This is a genomic window from Desulfobotulus alkaliphilus, from assembly GCF_007830435.1.
Classification (GTDB): domain Bacteria; phylum Desulfobacterota; class Desulfobacteria; order Desulfobacterales; family ASO4-4; genus Desulfobotulus; species Desulfobotulus alkaliphilus.
The window spans coordinates 204,954-219,956 of the sequence record NZ_VLLC01000002.1; the positions used below are offsets into that span (position 1 = coordinate 204,954).

9 protein-coding genes are annotated in these 15,003 nt (G+C 53.9%); 1 reads left to right on the forward strand and 8 read right to left on the reverse strand.

Going from position 1 to position 15,003, the window contains the following annotated elements; genetic code table 11:
- Nucleotides 1–18: 18 nt before the first annotated feature.
- From LZ24_RS02500 to LZ24_RS02525, 6 genes are all read right to left on the reverse strand, one after another.
- Nucleotides 19–900 carry a 1,4-dihydroxy-2-naphthoate polyprenyltransferase gene (locus LZ24_RS02500; RefSeq protein WP_144681991.1) on the reverse strand — a complete coding sequence of 294 codons (882 nt, stop codon included), beginning with the start codon at nt 898–900 and terminating at the stop codon, nt 19–21.
- On the reverse strand, nt 897–1,661 hold the full coding sequence (locus LZ24_RS02505; protein ID WP_144681993.1) for an ABC transporter permease: 765 nt from the start codon (nt 1,659–1,661) through the stop codon (nt 897–899). The genes LZ24_RS02500 and LZ24_RS02505 overlap by 4 nt, the downstream gene beginning before the upstream one ends.
- On the reverse strand, nt 1,658–2,443 hold the full coding sequence (locus tag LZ24_RS02510; protein WP_144681995.1) for an ABC transporter ATP-binding protein: 786 nt from the start codon (nt 2,441–2,443) through the stop codon (nt 1,658–1,660). The genes LZ24_RS02505 and LZ24_RS02510 overlap by 4 nt, the downstream gene beginning before the upstream one ends.
- 2 nt (nt 2,444–2,445) lie before the next feature.
- Nucleotides 2,446–3,375, reverse strand: coding sequence for an ABC transporter substrate-binding protein (locus LZ24_RS02515; protein WP_186442890.1), 930 nt, complete (start codon nt 3,373–3,375; stop codon nt 2,446–2,448).
- A 347-nt stretch (nt 3,376–3,722) separates the two neighbouring features.
- Nucleotides 3,723–5,288, reverse strand: a complete 1,566-nt coding sequence (locus tag LZ24_RS02520; protein ID WP_144682000.1) for a methyl-accepting chemotaxis protein — start codon at nt 5,286–5,288, stop codon at nt 3,723–3,725.
- Nucleotides 5,289–5,321: 33 nt separating this feature from the next.
- Entirely contained in the window at nt 5,322–7,799 is a 2,478-nt protein-coding gene (locus tag LZ24_RS02525; RefSeq protein ID WP_144682002.1) for a PAS domain S-box protein, read from the reverse strand.
- Between the two features lie 583 nt (nt 7,800–8,382).
- Between LZ24_RS02525 and LZ24_RS02530 the strand changes: the two genes are divergently transcribed.
- Nucleotides 8,383–11,940 (forward strand): homocysteine S-methyltransferase family protein, encoded by a 3,558-nt coding sequence (locus LZ24_RS02530; protein WP_144682004.1) that lies wholly within the window; start codon nt 8,383–8,385, stop codon nt 11,938–11,940.
- Here LZ24_RS02530 and LZ24_RS02535 read toward each other — a convergent pair.
- A complete protein-coding gene (locus LZ24_RS02535; protein ID WP_144682006.1) occupies nt 11,919–13,709 on the reverse strand; it encodes a methyl-accepting chemotaxis protein in 1,791 nt (596 codons plus the stop codon). The two genes, LZ24_RS02530 and LZ24_RS02535, sit on opposite strands and share 22 nt — an antisense overlap.
- 288 nt (nt 13,710–13,997) lie before the next feature.
- Nucleotides 13,998–14,924, reverse strand: coding sequence for a 2-amino-3,7-dideoxy-D-threo-hept-6-ulosonate synthase (locus LZ24_RS02540; protein WP_246118499.1), 927 nt, complete (start codon nt 14,922–14,924; stop codon nt 13,998–14,000).
- Nucleotides 14,925–15,003: the final 79 nt, after the last annotated feature.

Consider the following 15,003-nt stretch of genomic DNA (forward strand, 5'->3'; position numbering starts at 1 on the left):
GCACAGGCAGGAGAGATACTATCCTGCCACCATGGCGGTTGCGTAAAGAAGGCAGAAGAAAAAGGACAGTTTTGCCGTGTCTGCCAGCACCTCGTTTAAAAGTCTGCCATCCATGTGCCACAGGGACTGAATGACAAAAATGGCCTTGGGAAAGGAGAGGAAGACCAGCAGCATCCAGGTGTTGGTTTTCAGGGCAAGGACGAGGGGGAAGACATAGGCCCCTGTCACAAGGGCTGTGAAAAAATAGCGGCTTGGAATGGCTCCCATGCGCACGGCAAGGGTGCGTTTTCCCGTGGCCGCATCGCTGTCAATATCCCGGATGTTGTTCACCGACAAAATGGCGGCAATGAGAAGTCCCGCAGGCAGGGAAGCGACAAAGGCCTGCGCAGAGAATTCAAGGGCCATAACCCAGGTGGTGCCGCAGACGGCCACGGGTCCGAAGAAAAGAAAGGCTGCGGCTTCCCCAAGGCCCTTTTCCGTCATGGGAAAGGGGCCTGCGGAATAGCCCAGCACACCGATAAAAGAAAAAACAGCGATGAAAAAAGCCGGAGTGCCGCCCCGGAAAATCAGATAGAGTCCGGAAAAAAGGGCCAGAACCATACACAGGACCATGGCCGCCAGAACTTTTTTTCCATCGATCAGACCGCTCTGGGTGACCCGCAGGGGGCCTAAGCGGTTTTCATTGTCATGGCCTGCCTTTGCATCAAAATAGTCGTTGGCAAGATTGACGGCAATCTGCAGCAGCAGGGCCGTTGTCAGGGCAAGAAGGCCGGATATGAAATGGCATTTTTCCATGCCGTATGCAGCGGCAATGCCAAGGATGACAGGACCTAAGGCTGCGGGCAGGGTTTTGGGTCTTGTGGCCAGAATCCAGGCCTCTTTTTCAGAAATGGTATTCATCCCGTGTCCTTGATGAAAAGATGGGGGGCAAATTTTCTTTCGATGATGCGGATGAGACCGTAAAGAAGGCTGCCCAGCAGCCCCATGGCAAGGATGCCTGTGTACATCTCCGGATAGCGCAGCACCTGATAGGTTTCCACCACAATATAGTAACCAAGGCCCCACTGGGTCAGGGCCTGTTCTGCAATGAAAAGAACGGCCACGGCCGTTCCCACGGAAACCCGAAGGGCCGTGAGAATGGCGGGAAGTGTGGCGGGCAGATAAACAAAGCGGAAAAGCGCCCGCCTTCCGGCCCCAAGGGATCGCACCGATGCAATGAGTTCCGGCGTGAGTCCGGCGGCTTCATCCCTGACCACCACAAGGATCTGGAAAAAAAGAATTAAAGAGATGAGAAAAATTTTGGAAAAATCCGTAATGCCCATGAGCACATAGATAACCGGCAGAAAAACGATTTTGGGTACGGGATATAAAATGGTGATTACAGGGGAAAAAAAGCGGTTGATGTGGGGAGACTGGCCCAGTACCAGCCCCAGAGGGGCGGCAGTACATACGGCAATGAGGATGGCAAGGATGACCCGGCCCGCACTGGCCATGAAGTGCAGGCCCAGATCTCCCCACAGGTGCTGAAAAAAAAGGGGCAGAACCGTTACCGGGCCGGGAAGAATGGGCCGGTCCAGTGCCATGGCCCCGGCCTGCCAGAAAAGAAGAAGGGCGGCAAGACCTGCGGCAGGTTCCAGTATGCCTTTTGTGCAGGATCTCATTGGAGGCCTCCCATGGCCTGACGCACCCCTTTGCACATGGCATTGAAATCCTTATGGGTTCGGGGATCTTTTTCCAGTGCCACAGGGTTTTTAAGAATCTGTGGTTTGTGGTTGGTTCCTGCTCTGGCCACAAGGATTTTTTCTCCGAGGATGACGGCTTCAGCAATATCATGGGTAACGGTGATGCGGGTGATGGATTCCCTTCGGCCAAGCCGTATCATCAGGCCCTGAAGTTCTTCCCTGATGGGGGGATCCAGTGCGGAGAAGGGCTCGTCCATGAGCAGCAGGTCGGGTTTCATGACCATGGTCCGGGCAATGGCGGCCCGCTGGCGCTGTCCTCTGGAAAGCTGGGCCGGATACAGCGCTTCTTTTCCCTCAAGCCCGAGGCGCTGTATCCACCGGGATACGGTTTTTTTCTGTTTTTCCCCATCGTGCTCCCATCCTCTGGGGGCATGCCTGCCATCGGCACCGTAATAGCGGCGGATGTTCAGGCCCAAGGCCACATTGTCTGCCACCGTAGCCCATGGCAGCAGGCCATGATCCTGAAATACCAGCCCGCTTTCCGGCCTTGGTCGTTGCAGTGGTCGGCCTTCAATCTCAATACTTCCCCTGCGGGGTTTCTGCAGCCCTGCCATGAGAGAAAGCAGGGTGGATTTACCGCAGCCCGAAGGCCCGATGAGGGTCCAGGATTCCCCTCTGGGTATGGTCAGGGAAAAATTCTCAAAAAGAAGGGGTTTCCCGGAGTATCCGAAGAAAAGCTGATGAATGCGGATCATGCTCATGGTCAGGGAGTGATCCCTTCGGGGAAAGCCATGTTGTCTTCATATTTCATGGCCTGATTTACAAGGCCCTGCCCAAGCATCCAGTTCATCATGTCCTGCCACTGTTCCTGTGAAGGGAGCTCCGCCACGGGAAAGGGCGGGATGGGATAGCTTTTCTGCACCTGCGGCGGTGTCCGTACCTTCTGGATGAAAAGTTCCCTGAAGGCTTCGGGATTCTGGTTGATGTCTTCTGCCGCCCTGTTCCAGGCCGAAAGAAAGGCTTGGGTTTTGGCCCTGTTTTCCCGGATGATAGCTGTGCCAAAGCTGAGAACGCTGGCGCTGTAAAAGGGGGCCGAAAGATCGTTGGCAATTTCAACGGCTCCCTGATCCATGGCGGCAAAGGCCAGGGGATCGGGCATGACGGCCGCTTCCAGCCGGCCCTGCATCAGAAGCTGAAAACGTTCCGGTATGGCAGGAACGGAGCGTTTGAGGATATCTTCTTCTTTCAGTCCGGCATTCTGCAGCATGCGGTCTGTGAGGTATTCAATGATGGTATGGCGGCTGATGCCTGTGGGAACGCCCTTCAGGTCTTCGGGGCCTGTGTGGGAGCTGCCCGGCCGGGCCAGAATGCGGAAGAGGGGGGAGGCGTCCATGGGCTTTCTTGCAATCTGAAGCACCTGCATGCGGATGCCATCCCGGTTGAAGATGGCAGTCCCGGCCATTTCATTGATCATGCCGTGGATGCGGCCCGCCTGCATGAGCTGATCCCGTTCCAGGGCACTGGCAACGGGTATGGCCTGCACACTTACTCCGGCCTCTTTGAAATAGCCTCTGCTTTCCGCCACATGGAAGGGGAGGGCATCGGGGATGGGCAGCAGGGCCACCCTGAGGGGCTTTGCCTGAACCATGGTGCAGAGGAAAAGGCCTGTGGCAAAAAACAGAAAAAAACGCATGGCAGAAAAACTCCTGATTGTATAATCTGAATAAAAATAGTATTGTATAACCTTATATTTTTGAATGGGAAGACAGCAAAAGAAAAAAGGTAACGGCTTGTGTAGCAGCATTTCCGTTGGCAAACCATAGGTAAAAGCTGTTTTTCTGTCAATCAAATGGAAAAAAAGAAGCCCTTTGCCGTTAAAGATTTAAAAGGGGAGGTTAAGGATGACCAAGGTAATCATAATGGCAGTGGCGGCCATGATAAAAATGGGTCTGGCAGGCAGTTTTCTTGCAAAGCTTTATAAGAAGCAGAACCGGAATTCCCTGCCCTGAACAGGGAGGAAGGGTGCCCATCCGGTAGGGTTCAGCCCGTATCCCCTTCCTGCTTGATCTGCAGATACTGCACCTGACTTTCCAGTTGATCCGCAATGCGGTTTAAGGCCTGGGAGGCAAGGTTCATCTGTTCTGCGGATCTGGCATTTTCCTGCACCACGCTTTCAAGCCCCCCCAGAATATCCGTGGCCTGGCCAATGGCATCGGCCTGCTGGTCGCTGGCGGTCCGGATTTCCATGACCCTGTCCGCATTGCCCCGGATTTCCGGAACCAGGGATTCAAGGTGCTCTCTGGCATCCTTTGCCATGGTGCTGCCCTCCCTTGCCATCTTACCGATGGCCACGGCAGATTCCCTGCTTTTTTCCGCAAGCTTGCGGATTTCATCGGCCACCACGGCAAAGCCCCGGCCATGTTCTCCGGCACGGGCGGCTTCAATGGCTGCGTTCAGTGCCAGCAGATGGGTCTGCCTTGCAATTTCTTCCACAATCCCAATGCGCCTGATGATATCAAACATGGCCCGGGCAGCGTCTTCCACGGCCTTGCTGCTGGCATCGGCCATTTCCGAGGCCTTCATGGCACCGTTTTCCGTATTTCTGGCCGTGGCCAGATTGCGGGATACGGCAAGGCTGACTTCCCGCATCCGTGAGCTCAGATGCTCTGCGGATTCCGCCTGGGTCAGGGTGCCCCGGCGCAGACGGTTGGAGATGGTCAGCACATCCCGGCTGGCCTCCACGCTGTGGCGGGCTGCGATGCGTACTTCCGATGCGGCCCTCGCCAGTCTGCGGATCATAGTGGCCAGTGCCTGACCCAGCGTATCCTGATCCGAGAGAACGGGTATGGTGACGGTCAGATCCCCGTCGGCTACCTTGCGGGCAATTTTTGCCTTGGTTTCCAGTGCATCCACAAAGGTGTTCATCCAGTGGGAAAGCAGGGCCATTTCATCTTTGGATACAATGGGAATGCGCCGGGTAAGATCCCCCTTGCCCTGTGCCACATCCTGAACCGCTGCGGTGAGGCGGTGCAGGGGCATGACCACCACCCGCCTGAGGGTGAACACAAGGGTAATGAAAAGCAGAAGATCCAGAATCAGAACAATGAGGATCAGATCAAAAAAAATCTGTCTGAGTCCCTCTTTGAAAAAGGCGGGGTCCATGATCAGGGTAACGGTGCCTATGGTTTCGCCTCTGTATGTCACTGCCATATTCCGCAGGAAATTGCGTGTATCCGGGAGCTTTTCCATGGAGACCACTTCCCCCCTGTGGTTTCTTCCTATACAGATATCCGGCTCTTTTTCCATATCTTCTCCATGAATTCCTATGGAAAGGATACGGGTATCCTTCATTTCCGAATGCAGGGCGGCATATACCTGCGACATGTCAAAATTATACAGGGGATCCTGAAGGGTCTGTACCAGCCTTTCTATGATGAGGTCTGCATCCGCCTCAAGGCGCATTTCAAATCTCTGCTTTGCGCTCAGATACTGCCAGCTTCCCAGAAGAATGAGAAGCCCCGTGGTCAGCATCAGTACAAGGATGCTGATGCGAAAAAGCATGGAGTGAAAAAAAGGCATACGTAGGGTAAAGGCTTGCGTTGGCATGGCAGGCTCCTTGGAAGGTGTTGCCGGTGGTTTTCAGCGGGCCATGGTTTCCCGTATTTTTTCCGCAAGATCTTTCATGGAAAAGGGTTTTTGAAGAAAATGGATGCCCGGCTTCAGCACGCCGTGGTGGGCAATGACATTGGCTGTGTAACCGGACATGAAAAGGCTCCGGATGCCGGGGCAGCGGTTTTCAATGCGCAGGCTGAGTTCCTGTCCGTTCATTTGCGGCATGACCACATCCGTGAGCAGCAGATGGATTTTATTGCCGTGCTGCTCAGCCAGGGACAGGGCCTCCTCGGGCGTGGCTGCGGCCATAACCTCATAGCCGAGCTTTTCCAGTATCCGGCCTGTCAGCTGAAGAAGGGCAGGCTCATCTTCCACCAGAAGGATACACTCTTTTCCCCGGGGAAGGGATGTTTTTTCTGCATCGGGTGCACTGCAGCTTTCTTCATCCGTTGCTGGCAGGTAGATGCGGAAGGTGCTGCCCTTTCCCGGCTCACTGTACACATTGATAAAACCCTGATTCTGGCGGACAATGCCATAGATCATGGAAAGGCCGAGACCCGTACCGCTGCCTTGGGGCTTGGTTGTGAAAAATGGCTCAAAAAGCTGGGGCAGATGCTCTTTTTCTATGCCGCATCCGTTGTCACTCACGGCCAGCATGACATAGTCGCCGGGGATGAAATCCCCGTGAGTTTCTCCGTAGCCCTCTTCAAAGGAGGCATTGGCCGTTTCAATGGTCATCATCCCCACGCCGGCAATGGCATCCTTGGCATTGACGGTAAGATTCACAAGGATCTGGTCCAGCTGACTGCTGTCCATTCTCACGTACCTGAGATTTTCTTCGGGATGCCACCGGAGCTCAATGCCTTCACCGATCAGGCGGTGCAGCATTTTGAGCATGCCCTCAATGGTCTGGTTGAGGTTGAGTACCCGGGGGGCGATGGTCTGTCTGCGGGCAAAGGCCAGCAGTTGTTTTGTGAGTTCCGTGGAGCGTTCTGCTGCCTTTTTTATTTCCCCGAGTTCAGCCATGGCCGGGTGTCTGGCATCCAGCCTTGTTTCCATGAGTTCCGCATTGCCCATGATGATACCCAGCATATTGTTGAAGTCGTGGGCCACACCTCCGGCCAGCCTGCCGATGGATTCCATTTTCTGGGACTGAATAAGCTGGGCTTCCAGGCGTTTGCGCTGGCTGATGTCATGGATGATGGAGTGCAGGTATTCTTTGTTTTTCAGGCGGATGACACTGGAAAGTACGGCCACATCCCGGATGGAGCCGTCTGCTCTCCTGTGGCGGAATTCAAAGTGGATGCGTTTTTCTTTTTTTACCTTTTCGATTTCTGCGGCGATTTCTTCCGGGGAGAGGGTATTGATGTCCTGAATGCGTTTTTTCTTCAGTGTTTCCCTGGACCATCCGTAATAATCTGCTGCCGCCTGATTGGCATCAACCACAGCCCCCGTTTCTGGATCTAAAATGAGCTTGACCGCAGCATGCTCTTCAAACAGCCTGCGGTAATCCTCTTCGCTTTCCTTCAGGTTTTCAAGGATTCTGTATTCTTCGCTGACATCCCTGAACACCAGTACAACACCGGTAAGAATACCTTCTTCCTGAAAAATGGGGGCTGCGCTGTCTGCGATCTGGCACTCCCTTCCATCCCTTGCAATGAGCAGGGTGTGGTTGGCAAGGCCTTCTGTTCTGCCGGAGGCAATGACCTTTTCCACAGGGTTATCAGGGGTTTTTCTGCTTTCTGCATTGACGATGCGGAAAACCTCGGTGAGGGGTTTTTGCAGGGCTTCCTTCAGGGGCCAGCCCGTGAGATTTTCTGCCACCGGGTTCATCAGGGTGATATGGCCTTTTCTGTCTGTGGCAATGACGGCATCTCCGATGGATTTTAAGGTGGTATCCAGATTTTTCATGGCGTTTTTAAGTTTTTCAAGGGCGTCTGCAGCATACTCCTGTTCCGTCAGTACCCGGCCCGCCAGAACCGTGGCCAGGGGATAAATGATGAGAATGGGAAAGGCCATCTTCCGTATGACCAGCCAGAGGGATTCGCCGGGGAGGGTGAGCATGAGTGCCAGCATGGCCAGATGGACGACAAGGCCGAAAAGAAAGAGATCCTTTGTGGAGGGGATGTTCTGCCGGGGTTTGAGGTAAAAATGGGCGGCAAGGCCGATGGCAAGGGAGGAAAGAATTACCAGAATGCCCGTGAAGGCCCCCACCCCCCCCAGTTGAATGCGGCAGAGGGTGGGCATAAGGGCCGCAATGATGCCCGCAAGGGGACCGTGGAAGAGGGCGCAGAGGCTGACCATGAGGGATCTGCCGTCAAAAATGAGGCCCGGCCCCAGAACCAGGGGTTTCAGCATCCCGAAAACAGCGGCACTGCCAAAGAGAAGGCCCTGTAGCCATGGGCCTGTACGGCTTTTCTTCGGCCACCTTCGGGAGATGAAGCCGGAAACAACACTTAGGGCTATCAGGAGGGCAAGGTTCAGGACAAGGTCCAGATACATCATGGGCGTTTCCTTGGGATGCGGTGGCAATGTTGTGGTCTGTACTTACTGGAATCTTCTATATCCATAGCATGGTAGGCGCAAAAGAAAAAGAATTCTTCCCTTCCGTCGGGTGTTCGTTTTTCTCGAAGAAAAAGAAATCCATAGATCAAAAGATCCGGATATGTTAATTCTTTGGTGATTATTCAGTACGTTTTATCTTGAAAAATTGTTCTTTAATTTCAGTATCTTAGTTTCAACAAAAGACAATCGGGCTCTTTGTGAGTGACATTGCAATCGTTTCGGATCAGAGCTTTGCAGGCCTGTGCGAAAGAAGCGGCAAACTGTCTGAGCCGCCACAAGGGCAGCGTACCAAGGCCTGCTATGGTAATCAAAAAGCTTATCCTGCCTGTGGCGGCGAGTTTTTGCCGCTTCCGCACAGGGCAAGAAGCTCCCGAATAAGATTGCGTCACGAACAAATGGCTCGGTTGTCTGTGTGTTTGATTATAGGTGTTTGATTTATAGGATAAAAATTCTGCTGGGTGGTTGCGTTCTTTCTGGATTTTTAAAAAGATTTTTCTGCCATTTTATCTGTAAAGGAAAGCCCATGACATTTCTTGAAGCCCTGAAATCCCACATCCTTGTTTTAGACGGTGCCATGGGTACCATGATCCAGAACCTTGGCCTGACCGCAGCGGATTTTGGCGGTGAATCCTATGAAATGCTTTCGGATATGCTGGTTTTTTCAAGGCCTGAGGCCTTGCGGGATATTCATCTGGCCTATTTTGAGGCCGGAGCCCACGCAGTGGAAACCAATACCTTCGGAGCCAGTCCCCTACGCCTTGAGGAATTTGATTTCTCCGGCCTTGATACGGCTGCCTTTGAAGGCATTCCCGAAAAGATCCAGCTGAATACCCTCTCTTCGGAAGAGATGGCCTACTGGATGAGCCTTAAAGGGGCTTCCATTGCCAAGGAGGCCAAAGAGCTTTATGCCGCCTCGCCTGATTATGATGGCCGTCCCCTTTTTGTGATGGGTTCCATGGGGCCTTCCAACTTTGTGCTTTCCCCCACGGAAGCGGATCTTCACCGGGGGAGCTGGGAAAGCATAGAGGAAAATTTCCGGGTGCAGGTGAAGGGCCTTGTGGACGGGGGCGTGGATGTGCTGCTCTTTGAAACCCAGCAGGATATGCTGGAGCTGAAGGCCGCCGTGTCCGGAGCAAAAAAGGCCATGGCTGAAAGGGGGGTTGCCCTTCCCATTATCTGTCAGGTGACGGTGGATGCCCACAGCCGCATGCAGATTTTCGGAACAGACATCCATGCGGTCATTGTCACCCTTTCGGGCATTGGTATTGATGTTTTGGGTATCAACTGCTCCATCGGCCCGGATCTCATGGAGCCAACGGTGGCAAAGCTTTCCCGTTTCAGCCCTCTGCCCCTTTCCGTGCTGCCCAATGCGGGCCTGCCGGAAAACATAGACGGCAAAACCGTATTCCCCCAGTCTCCCGAAGATCTGGCGGCCCATCTGTCCCGTTTCATGGATACCTATGGTGTGAACATTGTGGGCGGGTGCTGCGGCACTACGCCGGACCATATCCGGGCCGTTGCTCAGGAGGCCGCCCGAAGAAAGCCGCAGGAGAGAAAGCCCGAAGGCGGTGTCTGGCTGGCTGGCCCTTCCAAAGCCGTACTGCTGGACAGTGATTCCCGGCTGATTCGCATTGGTGAACGCCTCAATGTGCGGGGTTCCAAAAAGGTGAGGGATGCGGTGGAGCATGATGGCCTTCTGGATATGGATGCGCTGGATGAGGTGGTGCGGGAGCAGATCGAGGATCTGGGCTGTGAAGTGCTGGATGTGTGCATGGATTCCAATATTGTGGACACAAAAACCGTGCTGCCCAAAGTGATTCAGGGTGTCTGCGTGGATTTTCCGGGGGCTTTGTGTATCGATTCCTTTGATGCGGATGCGCTGATAGCCGCAGTGAAGGCCTATCCCGGCAGGCCGCTCATCAACTCCATTTCCATGGAAGGCCATGAAGGCATGTCCAAGGCTGCTTTTATTTGCAGCCATACGGCCTTTCACAACCCCCTTTACATCGCCCTTGCGGCGGATGACAAGGGGCCTGCCCAGACAAGGGAGGAAAAAAAGGCCATTGCCGACCGCCTTGTGGAGGCTGCAGCCCCCCATGGTGTGGGGGCGGATCAGCTGCTCATTGACATCAATGCCTTTCCCATTGGATCGGAATCCGTGGAAGGCATGAATTTCGCTCTGGAATCCTTAGAATCCATTCCCCTGATTAAAAATGCCCATCCCGGTATCATGACCACCATCGGTGTGAGCAATCTCACCAACGGCCTTGCCAAGAAGCCCTACATGCGTCTGGTGCTGACCTCGGTCTTTCTGGATGAGGGCAGAAAAAAGGGGCTGGATGCGGCCATTGTCAACCCGAACCACTATGCGCCGGTGGAAAGTCTGGATGCCTCAGACTATGCCCTTGGCCTGAAGGTGGTACTGGACAGGGACATGGATGCCTATGCCCTCCTTGAGGATATTGCCGAGCGTAAGCAGGGCCGGAGGGTGGAAAGGCGTTCTTCCTATGAAGGCCTTTCCCCTGCGGAAACCCTCAGTGAAAAGATCAAGGACGGCTTTAAAAAACGGGAGGCCGGAACGGTAACATGGAAGGGTATGGAGATTGCCTATCAGGACAGCATTGTGCTGGATGCGGTGAAAGCTCTGGAAGACCATGAACCTCTGGCACTGATCAGCGATTATCTCATGGAAGCCATGAATGTACTGGGAGACCGCTTTGCGGCAGGAGAGGCTTCGTTGCCCCATCTTCTGAAGGCTGCGGATGTCATGAAGGCGGTTATGGGTTTTCTGGAAAGCGTTATGGCCGAAGGGGCTGTGCAGGAGGCCTACAAGGCCACCATTGTCATGGGAACGGTTTATCAGGATGTGCATTCCATTGGAAAGGATCTTACCAAAACCCTGCTGGAAAACTACGGCTTCCGGGTGATTGACCTTGGGGTGCAGGTTCCTGTGGATGCCTTTGTGGAAACGGCCATCCGGGAAAAGGCCGATGCCATTGGTATGAGTGCCCTTCTGGTGCAGACGGCCAATCACATGATTTCTGTGGTGAAACGCATGGATGAGGCGGGCCTTTCCATTCCGGTTTTTGTGGGGGGTGCGCCTGTGAATCTGCGCCATGCCGCCACCGTGGCCCTGCGGGGCGGGGATCATGGGGATAATATCAAGCCCGATGTCTTTTATTGCCAGACCGCCATGGACAGTGTGAATCTCATGGAAGGTCTGATTTCCGCCAGAAGGGAAGCGGTGATTGCTGAAAATCGGGAAAAGCTTCTTGCTGCATGGCGTTCCGGGCAGGAAAAATCCAAAGAAAAGTCGGGTCTTCTGGCAAGTCTTCCAAGGCGCAGGGTCTTTTTTGATGCACACCCTGCGGTTTCATCTTTTTTCTCCGAAACCCTGAGCCCTTCCCCTTTAGCCATGGATATACGCAAAAAAAGTCTTTTTTCCCTGAACTGGAAGATGGGAAAGGACCGGCAGGATGCGGATGCTTTGTATGAAAAATGGATAACAAAGGCCGAGGACGAAGGCCTTGTCAACCCTCATGGCCGTGTGGCCCTCTTTCCTGCCAACAGCGAGGGGCAGGATCTTGTACTCTTTGATCCGGAAAATCCTGAGAGGGAGGTGGCCCGCATTCATACAGAAATGCAGGCAGGCTCCGGTAAAAGGGATATTTTCTGTGTGGCGGATTTTGTAAGGCCCCTGTCAGATGGTGTTAAAGACTGTGTGGGGCTGCAGATTGCCACGGCAGGACGGGCATCTTCGGAAGCTGCGGAGGCCTTTAAGGCTTCAGGGGATACGGAAAGCGCCCATCTTTTGCAGGGACTTTCCGACCGCATTGCAGAAGACCTTGCGGGGCTTTTGCACCAAAGGCTGAAGGCCCTTTCCGGTCTGGATGCAGGGTGCCGCTATTCTCCGGGCTATCCCGGCATTCCTTTAGAGGAAAACGGGGTGCTGCACCGTCTTCTTAAGGCCCAAGAGCTGGGAATTACCCTGACGGAGGCGGGGGAATTTCACCCCACCTCCACCACGGCGGCTCTGGTTGTTTTTCATAAAGATGCGGGTTATGCCACACCGGAAATCTGAAGACGGGGCAGGGCGGAAACAGAATATTCCATGGGGGCCGCACATTCGGCCCCCCTTCCGTTGCAGGTGAAGGCAAGGGCTGCGGCAATGGCCCTTAGCTGTTCCGCCTGAGCATTCATCTCTTCGGATGCCGCAGCGGATTCTTCGGCATTGGCGGCATTTTCCGCTGTGCTTTTTTCGATATCCCGGATGTGCTGTGCTGTCTTTTCAAGGCTGTCTGCATTTTCTTTCGCATTTTCCCTGAGTTCTGCAACGATGCTGCTTACCTTTTTCATCTTTTCCTGCAGCCGGTTCATTCCCTGCCCTGTGGTATGCACCTTTTTCATTCCTTCTTCCACATCCCTCACCGTCGCATGGATCAGTTCCGTGGTATTTTTTGCGGCTTCCGCAGACTTCATGGCAAGGCTTCTCACTTCTTCGGCCACCACGGCAAAGCCTGCTCCGGCTTCTCCGGCACGGGCAGCCTCAACGGCAGCATTCAGGGAAAGAAGGTTGGTCTGAAAGGCAATTTCATCGATGGTTTTTATGATTTTCACGGTGTTCTGACTTGCCGATGCAATGCCTTCCATGGCAGCAACTAAAGAATCCATGGAGCCGTGTGCTGCGCTGAGTTCCCTTGTGGCATCTTCCACATGGCGGTTGCCTTCATCCGTATGTGCTGCAACGGTACGGGTACGGGCGCTGACGTCATCAAGGGAGCGGGTGATGGCCTGGGCGCTGCTGATCTGTCGGCTGGCACCGTCGGAAAGGCTCTGGGCTGCGGCGGAAAGTTCGGCGGAAGCCTCAGCCACATGCAAAGACGTTTCATTCAGGGTATTGATGCTTTCGTTGAGCTGACGGATCAGGGGCGCTGTGAGGATGAAAAGCAGGATGGATGCCGTGAGCAGGGCAAAAAAGGTTAAAAGGCCAGACCAGAGTCCGAGCCGGTTGACCTCTGCAAGGAGGCTGCTTGTGGGAGCCGATGCCACCAGCATCCAGTCTTGATCCGGGATATGGAAAAAACCTGCCATCTCAGTAGTTTCCCCGTTTATGTATTCCATAACACCTTTTTTTTCCCGGTTCATGCGGAGGAAAAAAGCCTGATCACTCACATTCTCTTTTAAGATTTTTTCCCTGTCCGGATGCACGAGGATATCTCCTTTGCTGTTGGCTACCCAGATGTGTCCTTCAGCTCCGGTTTCCACGGGACGGATAAAGGTGCTGTCCATGACGGCAAGGCTGATGGCAGAAAGAACTGTTCCGGTGATTCTGCCGCCCTGAAGCACGGGGCTGGATATGACAAAAATGGCATTGCCCGATGCCATGGATATAATGGCATCGGAAACGGCCGGTTCTCCCCTCATGTTCTGCTGAAAATAGGCCCTGTCTGATATGTCTATCCCCCGCTCATGGCTGCCATCGGAGGAGGCCAGTACTCTGCCGCTGTTATCGGCAAGGGCAATGAGTTCATATTGTCCGTCCATACTTGCCTTGATGGATTTCAGATAGGCTGAACTTTCCTTTATCAGCTCCGGATTGGACTGATTCTGCAGAATGGTCTGCTGCAGAAGGGGGTTGATACTGTAGTTTGACACATCCCTCTGTCTTTCCGTAACCCACTGGCTGATCTGGGTGGCTGTGCTGCGGGCAACAAAGGAAAGGTGTTCTTCCGTTTGAAAAACCATGGCTTTTCTGGCCATGGCATAGGCAATGGCAGAAAGGATGATAAGGGCAAGGGTGAAGAGAATCAGTGTTGGAAACATAAATTTCTGACGCAGGGAAAGGGACATGGCAACCTCCTGTGTTTCCTGGAAGAGGGTAGGGGTGACCGGGGGGCATCATGATGGGGGCGGTGAGCATATTTGCCACTACCTGCCAGCTTTTACGGGTGATTTTGTGCGTATATACGGTGCTGAAGGCAGACTGAAAAAAGAAGGACAGGAATAATGAAATCAGTATAGGGAGCTGGAATAAAAAGGTAAAGCTTTTTGTTGCGGCGCATGAAGGAGGTGTGGAAAAAACAGGAAAGGGTTCGCCAGCCCGGTTTCTGTGGTCCGGGCCAGCGGTGTTTTCATTCGTCAGCTGAGATATTGATTCATGGCTGTTGTGGTATTCAGGCCATCATTGACTATACCGTGCAGGGCGCGGAGCAGGGCCGTGGGATTTTCGTGCTGAAACACGTTTCTCCCAAGGGAAAGGCCTGCGGCGCCTGCCTGCATGGCATCAAAGGCCATCTGCAGAATCTGTGCATCATTTTCCATTTTGGGGCCTCCGGCAATAACTACGGGAATGCAGCACCCGTCCACCACCTGGCGGAAGGTTTCCGGGCTGCCCGTATAGGCCACCTTCACCACGTCTGCGCCCAGTTCTTCTCCTAAGCGGGCGCAGTGCTTGACCACATCCACATGGTTTTCATCGGCAATGCGGGGGCCTCTGGCATAGACCATGGCAAGAACGGGCATGCCCCATTCATTGGCCCTTGTGCTGACTTCACCGAAGTCCCTGAGCATGGCCCTTTCGTTTTCATCCCCCACATTGACATGGACGGATACGGCATCGGCCCCTAAGCGCAGGCCGTCTTCTACCGTGGCCACAAGGGTTTTGGTGTTGGAAAAGGGAGAAAGGCTGGTACTTGCGGAAAGATGGAGGATGAGGCCGATGTCCCGGCCATGGCCCCTGTGGGTGCGGCGGGGAAGACCCTTGTGCATGAGAACGGCATTGGCGCCGCCTTCTGCCACTTTATCCACGGCTCCCCTGAGATCTATCATTCCGGGGATGGGACCGACGGTGACCCCGTGGTCCATGGGTACAATGATGGTTTTTTTTGTGTTGCGGTCAAAAATCCGTTCCAGTCGAACCTGTTTGCCAAGCTGCATGGTCTGCTCCTTTGGGTGGGTGTCGGCAGGCTGGCGGAACCGGAATAAAAAAAGGACCACCAGCGTGATGCCTGCGGTCCTTGAAAGTTTCGGGATGGATGCTTTTTTTTCAGGCCATTCCACCTTCACAAGAACCCCAGGCGCAGCTAAAGCCGCCAAAAAAGTTCTTAAAGTAAAAAAAGAAGGTATGGAAAGGGTTCATGCTCAT

Excerpts from the sequence above, each read along its gene's own strand:
- LZ24_RS02510 (WP_144681995.1), bottom strand. The coding sequence starts at position 2,443 with ATGAGCATGATCCGCATTCATCAGCTTTTCTTCGGATACTCCGGGAAA.
- LZ24_RS02520 (WP_144682000.1), bottom strand. The coding sequence starts at position 5,288 with ATGCCAACGCAAGCCTTTACCCTACGTATGCCTTTTTTTCACTCCATG.
- LZ24_RS02505 (WP_144681993.1), bottom strand. The coding sequence starts at position 1,661 with ATGAGATCCTGCACAAAAGGCATACTGGAACCTGCCGCAGGTCTTGCC.
- LZ24_RS02535 (WP_144682006.1), bottom strand. The coding sequence starts at position 13,709 with ATGTCCCTTTCCCTGCGTCAGAAATTTATGTTTCCAACACTGATTCTC.
- LZ24_RS02525 (WP_144682002.1), bottom strand. The coding sequence starts at position 7,799 with ATGATGTATCTGGACCTTGTCCTGAACCTTGCCCTCCTGATAGCCCTA.
- LZ24_RS02515 (WP_186442890.1), bottom strand. The coding sequence starts at position 3,375 with ATGCGTTTTTTTCTGTTTTTTGCCACAGGCCTTTTCCTCTGCACCATG.
- LZ24_RS02500 (WP_144681991.1), bottom strand. The coding sequence starts at position 900 with ATGAATACCATTTCTGAAAAAGAGGCCTGGATTCTGGCCACAAGACCC.
- LZ24_RS02530 (WP_144682004.1), top strand. The coding sequence starts at position 8,383 with ATGACATTTCTTGAAGCCCTGAAATCCCACATCCTTGTTTTAGACGGT.